Annotated in this window: 19 protein-coding genes; 6 read left to right on the top strand and 13 right to left on the bottom strand. The window is 59.7% G+C overall.

The window, feature by feature from the left end; translation table 11 throughout:
• From U9R25_15270 to U9R25_15260, 3 genes are all read left to right on the top strand, one after another.
• On the top strand, window positions 1-3,489 hold the full coding sequence (locus U9R25_15270) for a SpoIIE family protein phosphatase (GenBank protein MEA3337260.1): 3,489 nt from the start codon (window positions 1-3) through the stop codon (window positions 3,487-3,489).
• Between the two features lie 454 nt (window positions 3,490-3,943).
• Window positions 3,944-4,438 (top strand): SUMF1/EgtB/PvdO family nonheme iron enzyme, encoded by a 495-nt coding sequence (locus U9R25_15265; protein ID MEA3337259.1) that lies wholly within the window; start codon window positions 3,944-3,946, stop codon window positions 4,436-4,438.
• 186 nt (window positions 4,439-4,624) lie between these two features.
• Window positions 4,625-5,806, top strand: coding sequence for a glycosyltransferase (locus tag U9R25_15260; protein ID MEA3337258.1), 1,182 nt, complete (start codon window positions 4,625-4,627; stop codon window positions 5,804-5,806).
• 149 nt (window positions 5,807-5,955) lie between these two features.
• Here the strand turns inward: U9R25_15260 and priA are convergent, their stop codons facing one another.
• The 13 genes from priA to U9R25_15195 all read right to left on the bottom strand — a co-directional run bounded on the left by priA (window position 5,956) and on the right by U9R25_15195 (window position 19,633).
• Window positions 5,956-9,162 (bottom strand): primosomal protein N', encoded by a 3,207-nt coding sequence (gene priA / locus U9R25_15255; GenBank protein ID MEA3337257.1) that lies wholly within the window; start codon window positions 9,160-9,162, stop codon window positions 5,956-5,958.
• 7 nt (window positions 9,163-9,169) lie between these two features.
• Window positions 9,170-9,751: a GNAT family N-acetyltransferase gene (locus U9R25_15250; GenBank protein ID MEA3337256.1), complete on the bottom strand. Its 582-nt coding sequence runs from the start codon at window positions 9,749-9,751 to the stop codon at window positions 9,170-9,172.
• A 45-nt stretch (window positions 9,752-9,796) separates the two neighbouring features.
• A complete protein-coding gene (locus U9R25_15245; GenBank protein ID MEA3337255.1) occupies window positions 9,797-10,807 on the bottom strand; it encodes a S66 peptidase family protein in 1,011 nt (336 codons plus the stop codon).
• Entirely contained in the window at window positions 10,804-11,715 is a 912-nt protein-coding gene (locus U9R25_15240; protein MEA3337254.1) for a rhomboid family intramembrane serine protease, read from the bottom strand. Before U9R25_15240 ends, U9R25_15245 begins: the two co-directional genes overlap by 4 nt.
• Window positions 11,712-12,359: a guanylate kinase gene (locus U9R25_15235; protein MEA3337253.1), complete on the bottom strand. Its 648-nt coding sequence runs from the start codon at window positions 12,357-12,359 to the stop codon at window positions 11,712-11,714. Before U9R25_15235 ends, U9R25_15240 begins: the two co-directional genes overlap by 4 nt.
• Before the next feature lie 38 nt (window positions 12,360-12,397).
• Complete coding sequence (gene tmk / locus U9R25_15230) at window positions 12,398-13,039, bottom strand: dTMP kinase (GenBank protein MEA3337252.1); 642 nt, start codon at window positions 13,037-13,039, stop codon at window positions 12,398-12,400.
• Between the two features lie 23 nt (window positions 13,040-13,062).
• On the bottom strand, window positions 13,063-14,604 hold the full coding sequence (locus U9R25_15225) for a R3H domain-containing nucleic acid-binding protein (GenBank protein ID MEA3337251.1): 1,542 nt from the start codon (window positions 14,602-14,604) through the stop codon (window positions 13,063-13,065).
• Between the two features lie 29 nt (window positions 14,605-14,633).
• Window positions 14,634-15,590: a hypothetical protein gene (locus U9R25_15220; protein MEA3337250.1), complete on the bottom strand. Its 957-nt coding sequence runs from the start codon at window positions 15,588-15,590 to the stop codon at window positions 14,634-14,636.
• A gap of 292 nt (window positions 15,591-15,882) precedes the next feature.
• The gene (locus U9R25_15215; GenBank protein ID MEA3337249.1) at window positions 15,883-16,614 is read right to left on the bottom strand and encodes an LON peptidase substrate-binding domain-containing protein; all 732 of its coding nucleotides are present in this window, start codon (window positions 16,612-16,614) and stop codon (window positions 15,883-15,885) included.
• 2 nt (window positions 16,615-16,616) lie between these two features.
• Entirely contained in the window at window positions 16,617-17,675 is a 1,059-nt protein-coding gene (locus tag U9R25_15210; GenBank protein ID MEA3337248.1) for a tRNA pseudouridine(13) synthase TruD, read from the bottom strand.
• A 1-nt stretch (window position 17,676) separates the two neighbouring features.
• Window positions 17,677-18,423, bottom strand: coding sequence for an SCO1664 family protein (locus U9R25_15205; protein ID MEA3337247.1), 747 nt, complete (start codon window positions 18,421-18,423; stop codon window positions 17,677-17,679).
• On the bottom strand, window positions 18,420-18,959 hold the full coding sequence (locus U9R25_15200; protein ID MEA3337246.1) for a DUF3090 domain-containing protein: 540 nt from the start codon (window positions 18,957-18,959) through the stop codon (window positions 18,420-18,422). Before U9R25_15200 ends, U9R25_15205 begins: the two co-directional genes overlap by 4 nt.
• On the bottom strand, window positions 18,956-19,633 hold the full coding sequence (locus tag U9R25_15195) for an MSMEG_4193 family putative phosphomutase (protein ID MEA3337245.1): 678 nt from the start codon (window positions 19,631-19,633) through the stop codon (window positions 18,956-18,958). The genes U9R25_15200 and U9R25_15195 overlap by 4 nt, the downstream gene beginning before the upstream one ends.
• Window positions 19,634-19,841: 208 nt before the next feature.
• On the opposite strand from U9R25_15195, the gene U9R25_15190 reads away from it, so the two are divergent.
• The 3 genes from U9R25_15190 (at window position 19,842) to argF (ending at window position 23,201) form a co-directional block, all read left to right on the top strand.
• Window positions 19,842-21,257, top strand: coding sequence for a DUF2252 domain-containing protein (locus tag U9R25_15190; protein MEA3337244.1), 1,416 nt, complete (start codon window positions 19,842-19,844; stop codon window positions 21,255-21,257).
• 26 nt (window positions 21,258-21,283) lie between these two features.
• The gene (locus U9R25_15185; protein ID MEA3337243.1) at window positions 21,284-21,862 is read left to right on the top strand and encodes a helix-turn-helix domain-containing protein; all 579 of its coding nucleotides are present in this window, start codon (window positions 21,284-21,286) and stop codon (window positions 21,860-21,862) included.
• Window positions 21,863-22,199: 337 nt separating this feature from the next.
• Entirely contained in the window at window positions 22,200-23,201 is a 1,002-nt protein-coding gene (argF, locus tag U9R25_15180) for an ornithine carbamoyltransferase (GenBank protein ID MEA3337242.1), read from the top strand.
• The last annotated feature ends 234 nt before the right edge of the window (window positions 23,202-23,435 follow it).

Raw genomic sequence — 23,435 nt, 5'->3', positions numbered from 1 at the left:
ATGCCTGTTGATAGCCCAAGCTGGCGCATTGTCCGCTATGACGGCGATGCGCCGGAAAGACTGCTGCGCATCCGCGACGAGACCCGCGTCCAGGCGGTGGTCCGGCATTTGCTGGCTCTGGAATGTGTTGCCCTGGTTGGCCCTCCTCTCAGCCAGAAGACGGCTCTTCTGGCTGATATCATCGGCGAATTGGAGAACCTCGCTTATTTCCGGGCGCTGTACGTCAACCTCTGGCGAACCCGCTCCAACGACGAAGCGACCTTTTTCACCAGCGTTGGTGAGTTGATCTCGCAGGGCCTGGGGATCGCTGTCGATCCGCCAACCGGCCGCATCGACAATGCCAGGGCGTTTCAGAACTTCCTTGAAGGCTGTCTGAATCGTCAGGACCGCCACCTGGCTTTGATGATCGATCATCTTCAAGCCCTTCCCCACGATCTGGTTCACAGCTTATTGTTGGCGTTGCGTGCAACCTACATGGAGCGTTCAGAAGACGCGCCTACCCGTTTGGTAGCCGTGGTGAGCGGCAGCATGAATCTGGTAGGCCTTTCCTCGGGCCCTACCTCCCCCTTCAATATTGCCAAGCCAGTGGTTGCGGCGGAGATCGATCGCGTGCAGAGTAGAGCTCTGGCGGAGGCTACCTTGAGTGCCCACCATTGCCAGGTTTCGCCCGCCGCCCTGGACCGTATCGTCGAATTGGTGGGGGGAGATCGCTATTTATTACCCATGCTCTGTGCCTGGAGCGCCGATGCCGTGCAGTCCCATCGGGTGCCAAAGGTGACACGATCTGTGGTGGATCGTTCAGTACGGCGTTTGTGGCAGGTTCGGGACAGTCAAACACCCATTCGTGAGGCCATTCGGCTGATCGAAGAAGACCCCGATACCTTGCTTGATGTACTTGATATCCTGGATAACGGACCATTGCCTCGCTCCCGCTCCCGCCAGATGGTGTCGCGAACGGGCACAGACCGGCTTCGGCTCTCCGGCGCCATCCTCCTGAGCGATGGGCACTATGCCATAAAAAACAGGGTTTATCGGGAAGCCCTGGCGAGCCATTTTACGGCTGACCGGGTAGGACACATTTTGCGCATTGCCGGGCGATGGGATGAGGCGATCGATTATTTAACGCCCCGAATGGCCGCGCATCTGCCCGACTTGCCCCGGACCTTGACGGCACTCACGGGGAGCAGCCTGGCATCCACGCCGGCATCTTTGGGGCTGCGACCTGACGGACGTCCCCTTGCCAAGCGGGAACTGTTGCAGGAGGCACAGCCGGTACGAGGGCACGGCGCACGTCCCCAGTTGCTCGAGGCAATCGTGCAGTCGATCTATGCCACCGATACCTTGGCGCAGGGCTTTGCCATGTTGGCGCGGGGATTGCAAGCGGGATTTTCTCTGGACCAGGTCGACATCTACCGGGTCAAGGCCTCCCATGGTGTGCTTGAACGGGTCTACCCGCCGCTCACCGGGGATGAGGCCCCGGTTACCATCGACTTGCACGACCGCGATGGCGTGGAGGCCAGAATGGTCCAATATGGCAACTACGCGCTGCGAGGCAGCAGGGACGAGGCCCGGCTCGTGGTGGCGTTGATGGCTCAGGAAAGGCCGATAGGTCTCGTGACCGTGGACCGTTTTGTGGAGAATCGCGATCTCCACCAGGCGCCGGCAGACCTGCCGGAGCTGTTGCGCTTCACGACTCACGCATCGGTTGCTCTTCAGAACGTTACCGTACGCGCGGCCTACCGGCAGATCGGCCAGGCCGTGCTGAGCGCCGGCACCGTTGAACCGACCCTGAACCTGGTGCTGGAAGCGGTTTCCGAGGCCCTGGGATGTGAGTTCGCCACCCTTTACGCCCTGGATCCCGGGAACCTGGGGCTTGAGATGGTGGCAGGCGTGGGCCGGCTTTGGAGCAGGGATTGGCAGGAGATGGCTTGCTTCGCGAGAACCAGCGACCACCCGGCGGTCAGCAGTCTCAGGGACCAACGGTTGATCATCATGCGCGGTACTGACCGGCGTCTCGATTCGGCCATTGTGGGGCGCTTCGGCCTGCATGATCACATGCGGGTTTTTTTACCGCTGCAGGCCGGCGGGCAGCAATTGGGCACGCTGGAGGTGGGCTACTCCAAGGTGTTCAAGACTGCCCTCAACCAGGAGGGGCGACGCACCCTCAGCGCCTTTGCCGACCAGGTGGCGATAGCGGTTCACAACATGCAGTTGTTGCAGCGCACCGACGAGGCTCTGGCCCGTCGCGTGGACGAGTTGGAAAAGCTGCGCAGCAGCAGCCTGGCCGTCAGCTCCACCCTCGACCTCGATGCCGTGTTGAGCCGTATCCTGACCGATGTCCAGGCCCTTTTCCCCCACACCGAGACCACCGTGTGGGGCTACGATCCCGAAACAGAGCAATTGACCGTGCTTCAGAGCAGCCTGACCGACAGGACCTACCTGGAGCAGCAGCTGGGACACAACAGTGTTACCGGGCAGGCGGTGGTCACCCGCCGGCCTCAGGCGCACCATGATTCGGCCTCGATGGCAGATGGCGCCAACCCGGACCCGGAGGCGGCTTTGGGGTTGCAGGACATGGTCGTGGTGCCTTTGATCAGCCACGACCGGGTCCTGGGCACGATCAATCTCTACACCTACACCGCTTCGCCGCCTGTGGGAAAGGAGAGCGTCGAGGGAGTCCTGACGGCCTTTGCTGCACAGGCGGCGGTCGCCATCGACAATGCCCGTTTGCACCAGGAGGAGCTGGCCCGCCAGCGTTTGGAGGAGGAACTGGCAGTTGCCCGGCAGATTCAGCGCAGCATGTTGCCCAAGCGGGTGCCTTTCGTTCCCGGGTGGTCCTTTGCCGATTTCTACCAGGCGGCGCGCATCGTCGGAGGGGACTTCTACGATTTCTATGATCTGCCAGGCAAGCCAGCGCGCCTTGGTATGCTCATTGCCGACGTGGCGGACAAGGGAGTGCCGGCAGCCCTGTTCATGGCGCTCAGCCGTACCATTCTGCGGTCTACGGCGTTGAGCGGACGTGGCCCCGAGGCGGCCCTGTTGCGGGCCAACGATTTGATTCTAGAGGATAGCGAGAGTGACCTGTTTTTGAGCGCCTTCTACGGTGTGTTGGATCTGGCCAAGGGGCGGATGCAGTATGTCAACGCAGGCCATAACCCGCCTCTCTGGTACCGGGCAACGCAGGGGGATATGGTCGAGTTGCGTGGCAAGGGCATCGTGCTTGGCGTCTTCGAGGACATTTCGCTGGAGGAGCGGCGCGTCGACCTGGCATCGGGCGACGTGGTGGTCTTCTACACCGACGGTGTAACCGAGGCCTTGAGTGCTGACGGGGAATTCTTTGGCCAGGAGCGGCTGGAGGCGGTGGTTGGGGCGTCCGCCGCCGGCAGTGCACAGGAAGTGCTGCAGGCCATCACCGGGGCATTGTACGATTTCGCCGGTGACACCGAGCAGTTCGACGACATCACCTGCTTTGTACTGAAGCGGGAATGATGAATTCCGTCATCCCTGCTTGTACCCCGGAGGGGCCTGCGGAGGCGGGGGTCCATCAACCAGCGATTGCGCAACGCGTCGCGCAGCTCCGTCACTCCCGCGGCTGCGGCGGGAGTCCATCGATGTGGTCAAGAAGAGAGCCTGTCTCAACGCCACGATAATGGATCCCCGCCGACGGCTATACCGAACGCTGGCGCCATTGCTGGCCCGAGGCCGGCCTGGGTTGGCTCGATGGTCCTCGTTCCAACGAGGACCTGGACCGGGCTTGGCAGAGTAACTACGAAACCGAAAGGCAGAGAGGCGGTTATGGAGAGTGGGACACCTATGAGGCCTTCCTGGAGAGGGGTGTGCGTCCCTACCTGGCTCGCCTGTCAAAGAACACCCTTGACCGGCCCTATTGGGCCAATCCTGATTACAACGGCCCCAACCAATTCCCGGCGACACTGGAAAACCGGTGGCCAATCCGCTGCCTGCCCGCCAATGGCCCTGGGGCGACCAGTGGGATCCCGCCTATTGCAACACCCGGGAAGGCCAGGAGTGCGTGGGCTGGCTCAGTCCCGCCGGGATGTTCCAGGCAGGCCTCAACCCTTACGGCTGCCACGACCTGGTGGGCAACGTATGGGAATGGACTCGCAGTGCCTATGAGCCATATCCCTTCGAAGTACGTCCCGCCGATGGCTCTGATGAAGAAACGGTTGCTGCGCTGCGGGTGCTTCGTGGCGGTTCCTGGAACAATGAGATACACAACGCCCGCTGTGCGGTGCGGAACAGGAACATCCCTACGAACATGAACAACAATAGCGGCCTGCGAGTTGTGTGCGCACACCTCTCTGCGCCCGCCGGAAATGCTGTCCGCCAGCCCTTGTCGGCTGCCGGCAGCCGAGGCCATAAAGAGAGATGGTGCAGCCTGTTCCCGGCCGAGGTGCCTTCGGGTACCAACGCCAAATAGAGCAAGGGCCCGCTCCCTGTGCCTGTCAATGGTGCCTGGAGCGGCCCCAAAACGGCCCAAGTCCCGCAAGATGTACCGCCTGTCCATCTTGCGCACCGCCACGCTCGCAGAAGACCCGGGTCGTTTCCCCGATGCCTCCGCTTGAGACTCCTTGGACCCTCGCCCAACCTGTGGTAACCTCTTGCCATGCCAAACACACCCCCAATCCTCTTCTTCACCCCCGATCCGCCTGGCGCGATCTGGCAGGATAAACCCCAGATCGCCCGCCGCCTGGCGCGCCACCAACCGGTGGTGTTCATCGGTCCGGAGCTCCACCTGCGGGCACTGGGACGGCAACGGCAGGAGGGGCACTGGCAGACTGCCGACCTCTGGCAACCCGCCCTGACTCCTATCGAGGACAACCTGTATCAGTTCCACTGGTCGCCCTGGGCCGCCCACACCGGCGCACCGGGCCTTGGCAATTTGACCGAGTCTCTGCGCCGCCGGCGCTGGCAATCGACCCTGCAGCAGCTGAAAACCAAGCGGCCCATCCTGTGGTTGTTTCGCCCCGGCATGCTCTCGCTGATCGATCAGTTCGACCCGCAGCTGGTGATCTACCACGTTGTCGACGAATACAGTGCCTATCCGAACCTGAGCGCCGAGCAAGCTGCGCGCCAGCGGGAACTGGACCGGCAACTGACCGCCAGGGCAGACCTGGTGTTTTGCACTGCGCGTAGCCTGGTGGAAGAACGCAGGCCGATCAATCCGCAGACATACTACCTGCCCAACGCGGTGGACTATCGGGCCTTCCAGCGAGCGCTGGCGTCGCCTGACCTCTCCCCACCCTGGTCCGATCTGCCGCGTCCGGTCTTGGGCGTTGTCGGCGGCATCAACGCCAAGCTGGACCTGTCGCTGTTGGCCCAGGTGGCACAGAGCCGTCCGGACTGGTCGCTGGCGCTGGTGGGCCCGGTGAGCTATGGACTTGACCCTGGTCAATTAGCCGATCTGAAGGCATTGCCCAATGTCCACCTGGCCGGCGCAGTACCTCATGAACAGGTGCCGGCGATCATGGCCGCCTGTGACGTCTGCCTGATACCCTACAAGATCAACGAGCAGACGCGCCATGTCAATCCCCTGAAGGTCTACGAGTACCTGGCGGCGGGCAGACCTGTGGTGGCCACCCCGTTGCCCGAACTGGAGCAGTTCCCCACAGTGGTTCGGCTGGTCGGGGATCGGGACAGTTTTCTCGCCCAGGTTGAGTCAGCCCTGGCAGAAGCGGATGATCCGGTGGCAATGGCTACCCGCCGGGCCATCGCTGTGGCCAACACCTGGGATGTTCGTGTAGCGAGGATGCGGGAATTGATCGGTGGTAAATTGGTGGATTGGTAGATTGGTTCAGAGGGGCAAGGGCGCAATCCGGGTAATCCATTACCGGTAATCAGTAACCCGATCCAGAACCGCGGTGACAACCATCCGATCACGGAATACCGATTACCGAACACCGTCTTCTGAAGGTCGCAAGGGGTGCATCGTGACATCTATAGCACGCTCACCGGATCCACATCCACCCGCCAACCCTGGGGAATCGAAACAGTTCGCAGAAAAACGACCGGGTCGCTCGCCCGCACCAGGATCTGCCAGCGATAGCGTTGGCGTTCCCGGCCAAAAAAACAGGGCGCGGGACCGATCAGGTCTATCCCCGCAAGGTTTTGCTCCTGGATGGCAAAGCTGAGTCCCCGGGCCAGGGCTTCGGCCTCGCTGCGGGCGCGCTCCTGCTTTTTGTGCGAATAGACCAGCTTGGCCAGCCGCCGAAAGGGTGGATAATGCAATTCGCGCCGGTAGCCCAGTTCCTGGCGTACGAAATCCAGATAGTCGTGCCGCCGGGCTGCCTGGATGACGTAGTGCTCAGGCCGGTAACTCTGCAGGATCACCTGGCCTCCCAGCAGACTCCTGCCGGCGCGTCCGGCCACCTGGGTCAACAGCTGAAAACTGCGCTCGGCGGCCCGGAAATCAGGTAGATAGAGTCCCACGTCGGCGCTGATGACACCCACTAAAGTTACCAGGGGAAGATCCAGGCCCTTGGCAATCATCTGCGTGCCGACCATAACGTCCGCCTCGTGTTGGGAGAATTTGTCGAGAATGGCGTCGTGGCTGCCCTTGCGGCCGGTGACATCCCGGTCCCAGCGCAGGGTACGTGCCTGGGGCCACAGGGTTTCTACCAGTTCAGCGATTCGCCTGGTGCCGGCGCCCAGATACCTGATGCGCCGGCTGCCGCACGACGGGCAGCGTTCCGGGGAGAGTTCACGCTTTCCACAGTGATGGCAAAGCAACTGGGTGGCCCTCGTGGATTGGGTCTTTGACTCGTGGTAGGTCAGGGGGACGTCACAGTTGTCGCAGGTGAGTACATGCCCGCAGTCCCGGCACATCACAAAGGTGGCGCTGCCTCGGCGGTTGAGATATAGAATGGCCTGCTGGCCCGCTTGCAGCGTCTGATCGAGGGCCTGCTGCAGCGCGCGGCTGAAGATGGAGCGATTGCCGGCCCGCAGCTCTTGCCGCAGGTCGACGACCTGCACGGGCGGCAAATCGGTGTAGCAGGCCACTCCCTGCATCGTTCGCAGCGGCCGAAAAATCGTGTCGTCAAGCTTGAGGCGCTGTTGTTGTTCGGCGATGGCCAGGGCATGGCCCATGATCCGTCGGGGCAAGGTCAGCAGGGTGAGCTCGCCAAGCTGGGCGGCATGGTAGGATTCCAGCGATGGGGTGGCGGAACCGAGAATCACCGTGGAACCTGTCAACCGTCCCAGTTGCAGGGCCGCATCCCGGGCATGGTAACGAGGGGGCCGCTGCGTTTCCTTGAACGAGGGATCATGTTCCTCGTCCAGGACGATCAGACCAAGATGGGCCATCGGAAGATAGAGAGCGGATCGTGTGCCGATGACCACATCAGGGCCGCCCGACTGGCTACGGCACCGGCGCCACACGTCGTAGCGTTCGCCCGCCGACAGACCGCTGTGGTAAACGGTGACTTTCTCGTCAAAGCGAGCGGCGAAACGTCGCACTGTCTGGGGGGTGAGGGCGATTTCAGGAACCAGGATAATCGCCTGCCTGCCTGCTTTCAGGGTGGCATCGATGGCCCGCAGATAGATCTCTGTTTTGCCGCTGCCTGTGACGCCGTGTAGCAGAAATGCACGATCATCACCGCCGCGTGTCCATGCCGGAGTGCCTGGCAATTGCTCGCCTGGCGCGTCCAATGTGGCCTCTCCGATCTTCTGTTCCTGCGGTTCTCTCTCTTCCCGCGCCCGTATCGCACGCTCGATGGTACGCCATACCTGCGCCTGGTCGTCGGTCAGCGGCGGCGGCTTGTCTGCCACGAATACCTTGCCAGCCAGGGGGTCCCGCCAGATCTCCCGTTCACTCAAACTGATCAGGCCTGCCTGGTCAAGCACCCGTAGCATGGCCAGGTCGGCGTTTGCCTCGGCGTACAACCAGCCGATCCAGACAGGTTCCTCCCGGGAGGACAGAGCGGTCATCACCCGTCGGTACTTCTCTCCACCGCGCAGTTCGATCAGCCGATCTGGCACATTCGAAGGTTTCAGCAGCAGGCGCACCCTCGCCTCCGTCGACATTCGTCGTATCGTTCCGCGCCGTTCCAGAGCCGCCAGCGTATTGGTGTTGATGCTATGTTTCTGGCGAAACATGCGTTCATCCACCCTCTCACCCTCATGGTGGTCCAACAGCGCTCGCAATGCGTGCGCCTGTTTGTCGCTTCTGCTGAGTTCACCCTCCAGGGATGCCTGCGCTGTTTCCCGGGAGACTGCCAGCTCGATCGTGCGTTGCTCCGGTTCGATCTGGACCCATGCCCGTTCTTCCAGGCTTTTGACGGGCGCCGGTGAACAGCCAACTGCCTGGCAGATGATCTTGAGGGGTGGCGATTGGTCGGCACTGCCAGCCAACCATGTCAGGACGTCGGCCTGTTTGGACTTTCGCCCCAGGGTGGGCAGCACCTGGTCGATGGTCTCCTGGTTGGCGATCAGAGTTACCAGCTTGCCGGTTTTCGGTCGCGGTGGCGGTTCGACGATCCGCCGCTGGCGCGCCAGCAATCCTTGATCAACCAGGGGGTTGATGACGCTGCGACGGGCCAGGTCGGGGTGACGATGGGAGAGGACCCGCTCGGTGATCTGGCCCCGCTCCAACAGCAGGTCCAATAGCTGCTGCTGGGCTGGCTTGAGATCGGGGAAATGGCGGGCGCTCTCGGGTGCGATGGAGAACTGCCCGGTATCGAAGAGGGTTTCTTGTGGCTGATGCGCTTCGGCTTGCCTTGGTTCTGCGTACAGGATCGCCATTGCGTTGGCGGTGAGGAACAGGACCGGCTCAGCTTTCTGCGCCAATCCCGGGGGCAACATCAACAGCAGGCAGTCGAGGACAGGAGCCAGATAGGCCCTGCTCATCCAGCGCGCCAGCTCCAGTTGGGCCGGCGTGCAGACTGGCTCAGGCATGGCCAGATCCAGGACCGATCTGAGCTTTTCAACCCCGTCGGGCAGGTTGTCAACCAGATCGAAGACGATTCCATGCAGTTGCTGTTTGCCAAAGGGAACCCAAACCAGATGACCACGCGCCAGTGTCCCGGCAAGGGAGGCCGGGATCGAGTAGTGAAAAGTCATCCCCAGGGGAGCATCGGGGGATTCTGGCGCGTTACCAGTATCCAGGCGCCGTGCCATGGGGGTGTGAACTGCAACTTCTGCGTACATGATGGACCTACAGCAGCAACGCCATGATCAGACCGTCAACGTACACGCCCTGGATGAGCATGGCACGCCGGCGCACTCCTTCTTTCCGGAAGCCCAGCTTCTCATAGACATGGATGGCGCGGGCATTGCTGGTGAACACGTTTAACTCAATCCGGGTGACCACGCCGCCCTGGCGGGCCCTTTGGATCGCTTCCTGCAGCAGGGCCGTACCCACGCCCCGGTCGCGCCAGTCACGGCGCACGGAGATTCCCAATCTGGCACAATGGCGGTTGGACCGGCGGTTGCCACCGGTCAATCCTGCCTCTCCAACGATGACTCCCTCCGCCAGCGCCAACAAAAAGATGGCGTTCTCCCTCTCTGCCATGCCAGTCAGAAACTCCCGCTCCTGAGGCACGGTGAGGTCGAATTCGTCGGCAGCCAGGGGATTCTGTCCATCCGGCTCCCTCAGGAATTGATCCATGTAGGCAAGCAGCGGTTCGGCATCGTCCGGTTCTGCCTCCCGGATAAAATAGTTGCTCATTGCATCACCGTCGCACCCGCTCTGCTGGTTGAACTGCCCCGCCGGAGCTACCTGTTCAGCCTCTGCCATTAACAATTGACCATTGACAATCAAAAAATTGACCTTTAGCAGGTCTCACCCCACCGCACCCTCGATGATCTCCACCAGCTTTCGGTCACTGTCGATCAAAGCACGACAGCCGAGCGGCAGGGTCAAGGTGGGCGTGGTATGGCCGTAATCCATGTCGGTGACCACAGGAAATGGGAAGCGATGGGTGCGTTTCAGGATCACGTCGCGCAACTGCTGGCGCTCTTCAGCCGAATAGAGCATCGGTCGCCCGAACAACAGGCCGTTGATCTCATCGAATACGCCCATGTTCTCATAGTCCTGCAGGATGCCGTCCACAGTCTCGGGAGGCGGCTTTTCCTCCGAGGTTTCCAGGAAAAGGATGGTCTTGTGCCAACGCGGCCAGAAAGGCGTGCCCCTCAAATGCTGGAGTGACTCTAAACAGCCGCCAATCAGTGCCCCGGTGCCCTGGCCCGGCTTGAGCCAGGTCCATCCCTCCGACACATGCTGCTCCCGCGGTCGGGTCAGGTCCTGTTTGCTTTCCCAATCCAGAATCTCGTCGGTCCACCAGGTCGACTGGTCCAGCGCCCCGATGGGGGATGGATCGGTCACCGTCTTCATGAATGAGCCTTCGCTGAAGGCCGGCATAGCGGGATATTCGGCGAAATCGGTCATCACGTGGGAACCGTTGAAGGTGACCAGGCCCGTTTTTACATGGATGGCGACGTTGAGCACGGTCATGTCAGAGAAGCCCATGAAAACCTTTGGCTTAGAGCGGATGAGGTCGAAATCCAGAAGGGGCAACAGGTGGCAGCTGTGATCACCGCCGATGGTGGAGATGATGGCCTTCACCATCGGGTCATCGAACATGGCGTGGATGTCATCTACCCGGTTTTCGGGGGTGTCTGACACGTGGCCGCTACTGTTGAAGGCATGGCGTCCGTAGGTGATGCGAAAGCCCAACGATTCCAGTTGGTGCGCCCCGCGCTCGACGCGGTGGGGAAAGGCAGCGCCGCCTCCCCAGGATGGACTGACGACGCCAATCGTGTCTCCGATGCGCAGGCGTGGTGGTTTGATCACGGGCAGCGACGGTGAGCTGGGATAGACGCCCGGATTCGCCTGACGATCATGGCACTTCCCAGGCTTATTGCCGTGATCAGGTCAGGATCAATCATCCCCATGGGCGTATCGGCGTTGCGCCAGCGGACTGTGCCGGCGACGACGATGGCTGCCAGGACACCAATCACAAGGATCACAGGGATCAGGCGTTCTTGCAGCGAAGCCGAGTCGGCCAGGGTCACGTTGCCAGTCGAGTCGACGGTGGCCTGATCGGGCAGTCCATAGTTGGGCACCAGGAGCCAACCCAGGACGAGGCCAAAGAGCAATCCTCCAATGTGAGCGATGTTGTTGATTCCTGGCATGGTAAATCCGAACACCAGATTGATTCCGGCAATGAACAGCAGATTGCGAAGGCGCGCCTGGCCCCGTTCGCCAAAGAGTTCCTTGTGGGTCCTGAAATAGGCGATCTCAGCGCCGATCAGGCCGAAGATGGCGCCGCTGGCCCCGGCGGATACGACGCCACCGCTCAACAACAGGGTGGCGGCACTGCCGCCCAATCCACTGATCAGATAGATGGTCAGGAAGCGGGTCGAGCCGTACAGCGCCTCCACATCCCGGCCGATGATATACAATGCCCAGGTGTTGAAGGCCAGGTGCATGATTCCGATGTGCAGGAACATGGAGGTGAGCAACCGGTAGAATTCGCCCTGGGCAACCAGCCAGTTCTGCTGTGCCCCGAAGGTTAAGAGGATTTCAGTGCTCTGGCTGCCGTTCAACCCAATGGCCCGGGTGTAGCCAAAGGCAGTCATGGCGAACCATGCGATGACGTTGATGGCCATCAGAATGTAGGTCCATCGGGTCTTGGACATAGGCAAACGAAAGCCCACGGGACGTTGCGGTGGGGGAGACTGGGGGATTTGTTGGCTCATAGTTTTGCAGATTTCCAATCTACACGACGGCGTTCGGCGGTCATGATTGCCAGGATCTCAACCACTGCCTCATCCAATCGGTCCTGGCGGTTGACCACCACATAGTCGAATTCGGGCAAGCGGTGAAGCTCCTCCCGGGCTGTCGCAATGCGCAGGGCCAGGGTGCCCGCATCTTCGGTGTCCCGCTGGCGCAGCCGTTCCACCATTTCCTCCTCTGAGGAGGCCACCAAAAAGATGGTAACAGCCTCGGGCACCATGTGGCGGATGGTCGCTGCTCCCTGCACATCGACCCGCAACACCACGTCGGTGCCGCTCTCCAGACCCCTGCGGACTTCGAACTTGGGAATGCCCTTGTAGTCACCGTAAACGACGGCATGTTCCAGCAATTCCTTGTTCTCGATCATTTCGGCAAACCGTTGTTTGCTGACGAAATGATAGTCCGCTCCATCGGTTTCGTGGGGGCGTTGGGGCCTGGTGGTAGCAGTGACCACCTGGTAAAATTCGGCTCCATGGTCACGCATGCCATGCATGATCGTATCCTTGCCGACGCCAGAGGGGCCGGAGATCACAACCAAAAGGGGCTTTAGCTGGTTGACCGTCTGGTATGGGTCAGGGAGGGAGTTGTCTTCACGAATTGGTGACATTCCTTGGTTTCCTGTATGGATCGACAATTGACAATTGGCTAGGCGCCGGCTTCGAGTGTCAAGGCCTGAGCAACTCTGTCTCGTATTACTGCCTGCACCACAGGCGCCGGCTGATTGGCATCGACGACGAGCCAGCGCGCCGGCTCGTCGGCAGCCATCTCCAGGTATCCGGCCCGTACTCGCCGGTGAAAGGCCACATCCTTGCGTTCCATCCGGTTCCACTGCGACGAGTCCACATACGCATCCTGCTGCTTGCGCATCAAGCCTGCCTCCACGTCGATGTCCAGGTAAACGGTCAGTGCGGGAACCAATCCCCCTGTGGCAAAGGTGGTGATGGCTGCCAGTTGCTCCAGATCCATCTGGTGTCCATAGCCCTGATAAGCCATGGTCGAATCTGCATAACGATCGCAGATGACGATATCGCCCAGGTCCAGACGAGGGCGAATGATCTGCCCGACGATCTGGGCCCTGGCGGCGGAGAAGAGGAGAACTTCAGCCTCAGGCTGCATCTCCGTCGCCACAGGATCGAGCAGTATCTCCCTTACGCGATCACCGATGGCGCTCCCGCCCGGTTCTCGGGTCGTGAAAGCCTTCAGGCCGTTGCTCTGTAACCAGGATGCCAGGAAGGCGATCTGCGTGGTCTTGCCACTGCCTTCCGGCCCTTCGAAAGAGATGAACATGGTGTCGGCGCGGGATTCCTTGCCTATTCCCGATAGATGCGGACGTGCCGGTTGGGATCTCGCCCGTAGCTGTGGCTGATCAGTTTGGCCGAACGCGCTGCTTGATGCTGCTGGCGGCGCACCGACGAGGGCTGTGGCCTCAGATCCACCGATGAGGCGCCAGACGTGACACGCTTTATGGCCTCCTGAGCCTCGCGCATTGCCGAGTCCAGGGCATCTCCGGCATCGGTGGGGATGCCAAAGACGTCTGCCAGGAAGTTCTCTAATTGCAGCACTGTATTGGAACGCAATACATAGATGGGCAGATTGCGTTCCTCAGCTTCGGTGATCGGTTGCGGACGTTTGCGGTAGTAACTCTTTAGCGTCACGAATACGTCGGCCCGGCGAATGTCATCCACCAACTGAATCGGCACCTTCATGCGTTGGGCTGCTGTGCGAAGTTTATTGAGCCCCACGCCGTACGCATAGATTCGCCGGGTCGTGAAGACAATTTCTTCCGGATCATCTCGCCGCCGATCCCCGCCTGGCTGACCGCCGTTGCGGCCATTGCGGGCGGTTGGGCGCGCGGGGGCTGCTTCCACGTGAACCTTGCCCGTTTCATCTCGATAACGAACCTCGGGGCGCAGGTTGCGGCCCCGCAGGAAGTCGTCGACGGCCCGGGCAACGCCGTGGTGAACAACCATGGTCTGGCGATCCTCGATCTCAACCAGCACCTCGAAGGTTGGAGGGGCCTTGCGTTCCAGGACCGACTTCTGGGTGCCCCGCCGGCGAGCCTCTTCGTCGCTGAGGGTGACGCTCTCGATGCCGCCCACCAGATCGCTGAGGGTCGGGTTGAGCAGGAGGTTTTCCAGGTTGCGGCCGTGGGCCGTCCCGATGAGTTGGACCCCTCGCTCCGCGATGGTACGAGCGGCGGCAGCTTCCAGCTCCCGTCCGATTTCGTCGATGATGATGATCTCGGGCATGTGGTTTTCCACTGCCTCGATCATCACCTCGTGCTGATGAGCTGGTTGGGCGACCTGCATCCGGCGGGCGCGGCCAATGGCAGGATGGGGGATATCGCCATCGCCGCCGATCTCATTGGAGGTGTCGACGATGACAACCCGTTTCTTTTCGGCCAGCACCCGGGCCGCCTCGCGCAACAGGGTTGTCTTGCCCACGCCAGGTCGCCCCAGCAGCAAGATACTGTCGCCCGATTCCACGATGTCCTGCAGGATATCGATGACGCCGTAAACGGCCCGTCCCACGCGGCAGGTGAGGCCGACAATACGCCCTTGCCGGTTGCGAATGCAGGAGATCCGGTGAAGCGTGCGTTCGATGCCAGCCCGATTGTCTGTCGTGAAATCGCCGATCCGGTCGGTCACATATAGCAGGTCATCGGCGCTGATTTCAGTGTTGCTCAAGACAACTTCGTCGTCGACGAACCGGGCTTCGGGAACGCGCCCCAGGTCCAGAATGACTTCCAGGAGCTGATCCCCTCTGTTGGCTACGTCAAGTGCCTGCCGAATATGCGGCGGCAATACGCTCAACAGAACATCCAGATCGTCTGTGATGTTTTTCTGCTTCAAGCTTTCACTAACCTCGATCTCTGTTATGCTTATGGCGACTGCTCGACGGCAAAGGCCGGAACAGCCTTTCGTTCCGCCGCCACAACCCTGGCTACCAGGTGTTTGACCAGTCGGGAACGGCGGGCATAGGGCTCAAATCCATGGTCTTGCAGCACGGCCCGCAGGCCGCCCTGGTAGTCCCGCACGGCACAGTAGACGGGCCAACGGCTAACGGCAGCCGTATTGAGGCCTTGCCTGACCAACCGGGTCATGGTCCCGGTGTCTGCAGGATCGCCATGCAGGAGTAGCCAGTTACCCCGCCGCCCGCTCACTAACTGAACGCCACCACAGATATCGCCGCCATTCGCCAGTACGTAACTTCGCTGTTGACTCCGTTCCCACCAGATCAGAGGAACGCTGGAAGGCTCCTCGGTCTCGCTCATACCCTCTGCATGCTGTACCGGCATAGGGGTGAAAAGACTGTTTAGGCGGCGCAACCACCAGACATCCTCGCGCTGCCGGGCGCGCATGCGGGGGGACGCTGGAAACGTAGTTGTCCGCGGCGGCTTATTGAGTACTAAGACATCTTCATTGGCATAAACCGAGAAACTCAATGCCGCCAGTAGATCGATTTCGCTGCTACCCTCGGGCAGATTGACGAATAGCCGACGCAATGCCTGCCCTCCTGCACTCTGGATGCAGTAGGTCAGCAAGGCTACCCACGCCTTTTCACCATCAGGTTCCCGGTTGCTGCCCGGCGCCAAAAACAGAACGTCAGCTTCCCGCCGGTGGGGCCTCCGGAGCATTTGCACAAAGCCCCGAGTCGATTGATCTGGCTGCCACACATAAGAAGCCAGGCCCGTGCCCACCCAGGGCACAGGAGCAATCAGTGCCATGGAAAGGGCACTGCGTCTCAACAGAAGACAGTGGAAGATGTCGAGCCAGATGCCAATGCGCTCTAATTGCCGGATCTGCCAGGCATCCCGGAGGCCAAAGGGCCGGATCACAGGCGCCTCCTGCGGACAGAACAGCAGGAGGATTGTGGCTGGGATTGCAGCCGCCCGATTCTGGCAACACCAGGCATATGCCCCCTGGTCCCGCGCAACCGCTGTGCCGGGCAAACCTCTCCGTTTCCAGGGTACCTGCCGTTTGGCATCGCGGGCTACTCCTGAGCCAACCTGCTTGGGATTTTTTTCAACGGGCGAATATGTGCCAGATGGATCAACTTCGGTTGATTTTACATCTGATCGCACCCATTTGCAAGTGATTCAGGGGAGGGGGATCGTTTATGTGATTTCCTTAATTCGGATAGAGATACCCCGTGGGGCCCATGGTCCGCTCATCCAGCTGGTCTTCCGTGCGCTGCATGAAGTCCAGAAGAATGGTTTCCTTGCTCAACAACAGGCACTCGTTTTTTAGCAGGCTCGCCAGGTCCGGTGTAGCCAGGAGTTCTTGCTTGTCATCAGAAGGCAACTGCAGGGCGCTGGCAGCCAGGTATGCAACCGTGCGCGGATCGTCGGGTACCTCATCCAGATCGATCTCTGCATCCATGACCTTGCTGAGAAGATCAATATAGTTGCTGAGCAGCCGCCGGATAGTGAGCATTTGATCGCCAACCTGGTCTTGATCGAACGATCTCTCCAATGGGAACGCTTCGACCTCGCCCTGAAGATAGGGCAAGTCAAAGAGTAACTGCTGCACTCGGAAGCGGTGCAGCCCCATGGTTACGATGTTCAGGCGGCCATCGGGCAAACGCTCAACCTGGCGAATATGGGCGGTTGTGCCAACAGGGCAGGGCAGCGCCACATCCTCCTTGTAGTTGCGCCAGTCGGATGTTTCCTCCCGCATCAGCACGACGCCAAAGGGTTCTTCCTTTGCGATGCATTGGTTGATCATCACCCGATAGCGGGGCTCAAAGATATGGAGGGGCAGAATCTGCCCGGGAAAGAGGACCATGCGCAAGGGGAAAAGAGGCAGCAATACCGTTTCCTGCTCGGTACCGGTTTCCAGCGGATCATTCATTTCAGTCATGTTCAGTCCTTGCCATACCTTTTCTCAATGATGGCCGCCGACTTATTTTTGGTGAATTCCCGTAGCACGATAGTGGCGTAGGAACCCTTTGGCAGGAAAAACGCCAATTCGAGGGTCGAGTCCCCGGTCCCCAGGGATATCTCGGGCAACCACAGGCGGCCCGGGCGACGGGTTCCCTGAGTGCGGGCACGGCGCCAATTCTCCTCTGTCAAACCAGCTTCTTCGAGGATTTCCCGTTCCAATTCGCCCGCGACCTTCTTGGCAGGCCACATCTTTTTCCCATAGATTGGTCCGGTAAAGTGAATCTCACCTCTTTCATATCTCGGCTGTTCCACCTCTTCATCTTCGACATCGAACATACCACCGGTATCAGCCTTTTTGGCCACATCACCCAGCAGGAGATGATCGAACAGGCCTCGTTCCAAGCGCCGCGTCAGGTAGCTGTTGAATAGCTGCGATTGATAGGCAGAGATAAGAAGCTTGCGCAGCCACTTGTCCTTGTGTGGTCCGCCGCCAAGCAAGACCTCCCTGCCTCTGGCGGCATTGGTGCCATCGGTGCCAAACCGTTGAGCGCCGAAGAAGTTCGGCATCCCCCGCTGTTTCAGGGTTGTTGCGATGGGCTGTGCGCGGCATAGCGCCTCATCGGCCGGCACATCCATGTCAGTGACGGTGATGCGAAAACGGTTGCCCAGCAGGTGTCCTACTTTCAGCTTGTTGTTGTGGCACCTGGCCCAGTTCACGCTGAATGGCAACTTCTCCTCGATGCGATCGGCGTCGGAAGGAGCCAGTCCTGGCAAGGAAAATGTTTGGGTGCTGCGCGCATGCCGGTCCTTGAGACCGGCATATCCCACATCCTTCCCGTTGATCCCGTAAAGTTTCGCCAGCGAATCGGCAACCCTTTTGGTGTTCCATCCCTCCCGGGTGATGGAGAGGTAAAGGTGTGCTCCCTGCCCGCTGGCCTCGTAGAGGGGAATCTCCTCAACGACGAAGTGGGAGGGCTGTGCTTTTAACTGTCCGCCGCAGCCAGGTAAGTTCGGTGTGAAAAAGGGTAGCGTCTGCATGTCAAATCAAGGGCCAGGGATAGGATCGCCTTTCCAGGTCGGGGTCCGGAAAGATTGCGGCATCCAACAGGTCTTCGGTGCGTCGCATTAAAGCGCTCAACTCCCCATCGTTGATCAGGACACATAAGGCCTGGAAGAGTTCTTGCTCTGGCTTCAGCTGCGCCAGCAAGCCTTCCAGGTCATTGATCAACTGGCCTGGAAGAGGCTGCCCGGCAAACTCCCAGATAACCGTGCGCAACTTGGGGTGCGCATGAAAACAGACACCATGGTCGATGGCCCAGAGGCGTCCCAGGGAGTCGATCAGCGTGTGTCCTCCTTTGCGGTCGGCGTTGTTGATCACAATATCGAAGGCGGCAATCTTTTGCAGCACAGGGTAAAGCTCCGGCGCCTCGATGAAGTCAAAATAGTGTTGTTCAAAGTTGGCGACGATAAAGATCTGTACGGCACCCTTGCCGTAGGGTCCAAACCGCACCACTGTTGGGGGTACCAGACCCCAACCAAGGGCCTCGCTTACCAGAAAGGCAGCCATCTCCCGTTGGAAAAGGGTGCCGTAGGGAAAATCCCAGAGGGGAGTTTCTCCCTGTCGCGGCTTGTATACCGCCAGTGTTTCGAGCTGCTCGTTACTGATGCCGGTCAAAAAGGTGTAGTTGGAGCTGCCGGCCAGCAGGCCGCGCACAGCCATCTCGCCATGGTCCAACAGGTCCAACGCTGCCTCCAGTGTGATCGCCTGGGAAGTCTCGTCGCTCACTGCAGAATGTTGGTGACCTGGTGACCATTGCTGGGTGGGCAGAAATGACCATCGGGATCAATTGGCTCACCACACAGGGCACAGATGGGCCGGCCAGCGGCCGCGATCTTTTTGGCGTGACGGCTGAGCGCACCCATCTGCTCACGACTGGCCCAAAAACGACCCACCATTGCATCGCTTTCCGGGCTCTCTTCCTCTTCGCCAATTTCCTGGACAAAAACCACCAGTAAATCCTCGTCGGCGTCATAGCCCAGGCCCAAACGCCCTACGCGGAACTCGGCCGACACCGGGTCCAGAAGATCCATGTTGAATTTCGTTTCCTCAGCGATGTAATCGGGTGGATATTGCTCCTGGACCTCCTTGAGGAGCTCGTCGATACCCTCAGCCAACGCTCTGGCGTGTTCTTTTTCGATGACCAGGGAAATGACATTGCGGTCCTTCATCCCCTGCAAGTAGAAGGTGCGTTGGCCCGGGGGTCCGACAGTGCCGACGGTGAGGCGACTGCAAGGCTTTAAATCAAAGGCGTATGAGGTCATGCTGGCAGATCCTTTTCCTCGCTGGCGGGGGGTTCTTTCGGGTGCTCGTCGGAATCTTGCGATGTTAGCTTGGGCGGAGTCAACGTGCCGGTATCGTTCAGCCGAATCACCCGGGGGCCATGGTCCGTCAGCTTGATCCAGGTGACCGAGGCGGTATCGATCACCAGGCGCTGAAAGAGGTCAAAATGGATGCCTGCGTAATGGGCGGCCGCTGCCTTGATCACGTCGGCATGGGAGAAGATGAGCACCACACCCTTGGGATGCACCTGGCAAAGACGTTCCAGGCTCGCCACCACTCGGGCTTGCATCTCACCCAGCGACTCGCCACCGGGAAAACGGGCACTGCTGGGATTGAACTGCACCCTGGCCCATTCAGGCGTTTTTCTTAGCACCTTGATCGATTGGCCAGTCCATTCACCGAAGCGGGCCTCGCCGACACCTTCTTCGATCTGGATCGGCAGCTCGTGGGGTTCGGTCGTGATCTCAGCTGTCTCGACGGCACGTTCCAGGGGACTGCTGTATACTGCCTCGATGGGCCAGTCGGCCAGACGTTGGGCCAATGTCGCGGCTTGTTTGCGTCCCGCTTCGTTGAGATGTACGCCTGGCGTCCAGCCGGCCAGGCGATCGCCTACCCAGTCGTTACTGCCGTGGCGGATCAAGAGAAAATCAGTCATAAACTATCACACTCCTGTGAATATCATAGCACAGGAAAAGAGCTTTCGGAAGTGCGCCAAGTTCCATATGAACTGGCGCCCGCAGGGGATGGGACCGAAAGGGCAGGATGGCTACATGAAAAAACAAAACCATTTGTCATTCTTTGGTAGTGATTCTATAATGGGGACAACTGGATAACCTTCATTCATTACGTAGTTGAGGAGTAGTATGACAGAGTCAAAAACAGATCGCAATAGCCGTCACGCAGAGGATCGAAAACAGGGAAAAACGCTGCGCCAGGCTGCACCGCGCCATAGCCATGGCGACTGGCAGCCTGCGCCCGACCGCCCCGATCCCATCTCCCTGCTCCAGGCCCAGGACGAGGGCCGCCTTCAGCACCTGTTGCCCATCAAGTATGGCCGCATGCTCGAGTCCCCCTTCGCTTTTTTGCGTGGCTCGGCGGTTGTGATGGCCTGCGACCTGGCGGACACACCGGTGACCGGTCTCGATGTCATATTGTGCGGCGACGCCCATATTTCCAACTTTGGCGTCTTCGCTTCACCAGAGCGCCGTCTGGTGTTCGATATCAATGATTTCGATGAAAGCTATCCCGGCCCCTGGGAGTGGGATCTCAAACGCCTGGCAGCCAGCGCGGTCGTCGCTGCCCGTGAGAATGGCTTCAAGGAGAAACAATGTCGCAAGATGGCGATCGCGGTCGCGGAACGTTATCGCTGGGCCATGGCGCAGCTGACCCAGTTGACTACGCTCGAGGTCTGGTACTATCATGTGAGTGTTGACAAACTCCTGGATGTTTTTGAGAAATCGTCCAGGAAGGGTCAAAAGAGCGCTGAAAAGATGGTCGACAAGGCCCTTTCCCATAGCCACGAGCAGACATTGGAAAAGCTTACCCGGGTGGAAAATGGACAGAGGCGTATCATCGGCGATCCGCCCTTGCTGGTGCCCTTTCGCGAGGGTGACATTGATGCTCTCTTGGTCAAGGCGAGCGCTGCCATATTTTCCCGGGAAACCGTATTACAGGCCTGGAATGGGTATCTTGACAGCCTGCCCGACGAAAGACGATTTCTCCTGCGGCGCTATCGGATAGTCGACGGCGCACTGCGGGTCGGTGGCGTGGGCAGTGTGGGAACCCGCTGTTCGATTGTTCTGCTTCAAGGCGAAGGCGAGGATGACGCGCTGATGCTGCAACTCAAGGAGGCGGGGCCTTCGGCTCTGGAAGCCTATCTGGGCAAACGCGTCTATCTTCAACATGCCGAGCGTATCGTGACCGGCCAGCGCTTGATCCAGGCTGTCAGTGACATGTTTTTGGGATGGCACAGCAGCGTGGTTACCGATCTCGATTTCTACTGGCGTCAATTGAAGGATATGAAGGGCTCGGCCGATGTAACCACCATGGACGAGCAGGGCTATGAGACCTATGTTGGTATCTGCAGTCTCTGTCTGGCCCGGGCCCACACTCGAACAGGAGATGAAGCCAATATAGCGGGTTACATCGGTAAGAGCGACACCTTTGCCAACGCAATCGCAGATTTTGCCGTGGCCTATGCTGATCAAACGGAACGCGACTACCAGGCGTTGGTGGATGCCGTGGAGTCGGGCCGAATTGTGGCCGAGACCGGTATTTAGGCACTCACTCTTGGTATGAAGACCACATGGAGGTAATTCCGATGACGAGCAAAAATCTGGCCAAACAGCAAAAAGAGACACAAGGTGTTTCGGACCAACTGCTCAGCCAAAAGGAGCGAGCGGCCTGTCTGCGGATCGCCGAGGGCGCCTCCCCCCATGCTCAACGGGCACAGGCCCTGCTGGCCATCGACGAGGGGGTTTCTCAGCCGGCGGCGGCCCAACGAACGGGGCAGACGCTTGGACAGGTCCGCTATTGGCTTGGTAGATTCCGCAAAGAGCGCCTGGTCATCTTCCCAGAGGATGTGCTGGATCAAAAACAGCCCGAGCCGATTTCCGGCCCAGTTCTTTCTGAGATAGAGCCAGGAGCTACCAGGGCGATTCTGGAACGGCCTGCCGGTGGGGATGCGGCTCCAGCCGCCGCATTGGCTGCGACAGTGGTGGTCGTGAAGAAACCCAAGAAGAAGAGCAAAAAGAAGGCAAAGAAACCGGACAAGAAAGCCAAAAAGAAGACTGGCAAGGGGAAGGGGTCCCAGAAGACCGGAAAGAAAAAATCAAAGAAGGGTTCTGGGGGCAAGAAGCCGAAGAAGAAGAAAAAGAAAGGCTAGTTAAGAAAGTCCTTCACGACGGTTGATCTCCCGCATCTTGCTGGTCGGGCCGGGTGACAGAGCGGGCGGCCCGCAGGGTTGCTCAACAATCTTCTTGCAAACCGCACTAAGCACTGCCCCTGAGCATCGATGTGTTCATGCCAGGGATGATTTTCTGGTAGGGGCGTACCCTTGTGGTCGCCCGATGTGGGCAGGCACAAATGTGGTCGCCCGATGTGTTCATGCCAGGGATGATTTTCTGGTAGGGGCGCACCCTGGTGGTCGCCCGATGAGGGCAGGCACAAGGCGCTGCCCCTACAATTGCAAAACCGCACATTTTTTTCAATGGAGGTAAAAAATGGCTTTCAATCTTCGCAACCGCAATTTCGTCAAACTGCTCGACTTCACGCCCAAGGAGATCAAGTTCCTGCTCAAGCTGTCGGCAGACCTCAAGGCTGCCAAATACGGCGGCTACGAACAGCAGCGGCTGGCGGGCAAAAACATCGCCCTGATCTTCGAAAAAGGATCGACCCGCACCCGCACATCGTTCGAGGTGGCTGCCTACGACCAGGGCGCTAACGTTACCTACCTGGGACCCAGCGGCTCCCACATCGGCAAGAAGGAGACCATGAAGGACACGGCTCGGGTGCTGGGCCGCACCTACGACGGCATCGAGTACCGGGGCTTTGGTCAGGAGCTGGTCGAAACCCTGGCCCAGTATGCCGGCGTGCCCGTGTGGAACGGCCTCACCGACGAATTCCATCCTACCCAAATCCTGGCCGACGTACTGGCCATGACCGAGCACAGCTACAAGGACCTGCCCGATATCGCCTACTGTTTCATGGGCGACGCCCGCAACAACATGGGCCACTCGCTCATGGTCGGCGGCTGCAAGCTGGGCATGGATGTGCGGCTGTGTGCGCCAAAATCTCTCTGGCCGGACGAAGCTCTGGTCGAGACCTGCCGCGCCATTGCCGCCGAAACCGGCGCCCGCCTCACCATCACCGATGATGTGGCCACTGGCGTCAAGGGCGCCGATTTCCTCTACACCGACGTGTGGGTCTCCATGGGTGAGCCCGACTCTGTGTGGGCGGAACGCATCGAACTGTTGCTGCCCTACCAGGTCAATGCCAAAGCGATGGAGATGACCGGCAATCCCAACACCAAATTCATGCACTGCCTGCCCGCTTTCCACAACACCGACACGAAGGTGGGTGAGGAAATCTACGAAAAATTCGGCATCAAGGCCATGGAAGTGACCGAGGAAGTATTCGAATCGGAAGCCTCCATCGTCTTCGACGAGGCCGAGAACCGGTTGCACACCATCAAGGCTATTATGGTTGCCACGCTGGGAGATTAATCGGTGAGCAGTAAACAGTGAACAGTGAACAGTAGGAAGTCAGAAAATGAGGCGAAGCGGGCACGATTATCGAGCAGGTATAGTGGAAAACCAGATACCAAGAAGAGACTAAAATGACTACAGGATTTGGCGCACATTCCGAAGTGGGAAAACTGCGCAAAGTGATCGTCCATCGCCCCGGCCTGGAGATGCGGCGGCTGACGCCGACCAACTGCCAGGAACTGCTCTTCGACG

The sequence above is a fragment of the Chloroflexota bacterium genome (genome assembly GCA_034717495.1).
In the GTDB taxonomy this organism is placed as follows: Bacteria; Chloroflexota; Anaerolineae; order JAAEKA01; family JAAEKA01; genus JAYELL01.
Note: the sequence above shows the minus strand (reverse complement) of the source record. Positions and strands in the feature narration are given on the sequence as shown.

Excerpts from the sequence above, each read along its gene's own strand:
- U9R25_15270 (MEA3337260.1), top strand. The coding sequence starts at position 1 with ATGCCTGTTGATAGCCCAAGCTGGCGCATTGTCCGCTATGACGGCGAT.
- U9R25_15260 (MEA3337258.1), top strand. The coding sequence starts at position 4,625 with ATGCCAAACACACCCCCAATCCTCTTCTTCACCCCCGATCCGCCTGGC.
- priA (MEA3337257.1), bottom strand. The coding sequence starts at position 9,162 with ATGTACGCAGAAGTTGCAGTTCACACCCCCATGGCACGGCGCCTGGAT.
- U9R25_15250 (MEA3337256.1), bottom strand. The coding sequence starts at position 9,751 with ATGGCAGAGGCTGAACAGGTAGCTCCGGCGGGGCAGTTCAACCAGCAG.
- U9R25_15240 (MEA3337254.1), bottom strand. The coding sequence starts at position 11,715 with ATGAGCCAACAAATCCCCCAGTCTCCCCCACCGCAACGTCCCGTGGGC.
- U9R25_15235 (MEA3337253.1), bottom strand. The coding sequence starts at position 12,359 with ATGTCACCAATTCGTGAAGACAACTCCCTCCCTGACCCATACCAGACG.
- tmk (MEA3337252.1), bottom strand. The coding sequence starts at position 13,039 with ATGTTCATCTCTTTCGAAGGGCCGGAAGGCAGTGGCAAGACCACGCAG.
- U9R25_15215 (MEA3337249.1), bottom strand. The coding sequence starts at position 16,614 with ATGACTGAAATGAATGATCCGCTGGAAACCGGTACCGAGCAGGAAACG.
- U9R25_15210 (MEA3337248.1), bottom strand. The coding sequence starts at position 17,675 with ATGCAGACGCTACCCTTTTTCACACCGAACTTACCTGGCTGCGGCGGA.
- U9R25_15200 (MEA3337246.1), bottom strand. The coding sequence starts at position 18,959 with ATGACCTCATACGCCTTTGATTTAAAGCCTTGCAGTCGCCTCACCGTC.
- U9R25_15195 (MEA3337245.1), bottom strand. The coding sequence starts at position 19,633 with ATGACTGATTTTCTCTTGATCCGCCACGGCAGTAACGACTGGGTAGGC.
- U9R25_15190 (MEA3337244.1), top strand. The coding sequence starts at position 19,842 with ATGACAGAGTCAAAAACAGATCGCAATAGCCGTCACGCAGAGGATCGA.
- U9R25_15185 (MEA3337243.1), top strand. The coding sequence starts at position 21,284 with ATGGAGGTAATTCCGATGACGAGCAAAAATCTGGCCAAACAGCAAAAA.
- argF (MEA3337242.1), top strand. The coding sequence starts at position 22,200 with ATGGCTTTCAATCTTCGCAACCGCAATTTCGTCAAACTGCTCGACTTC.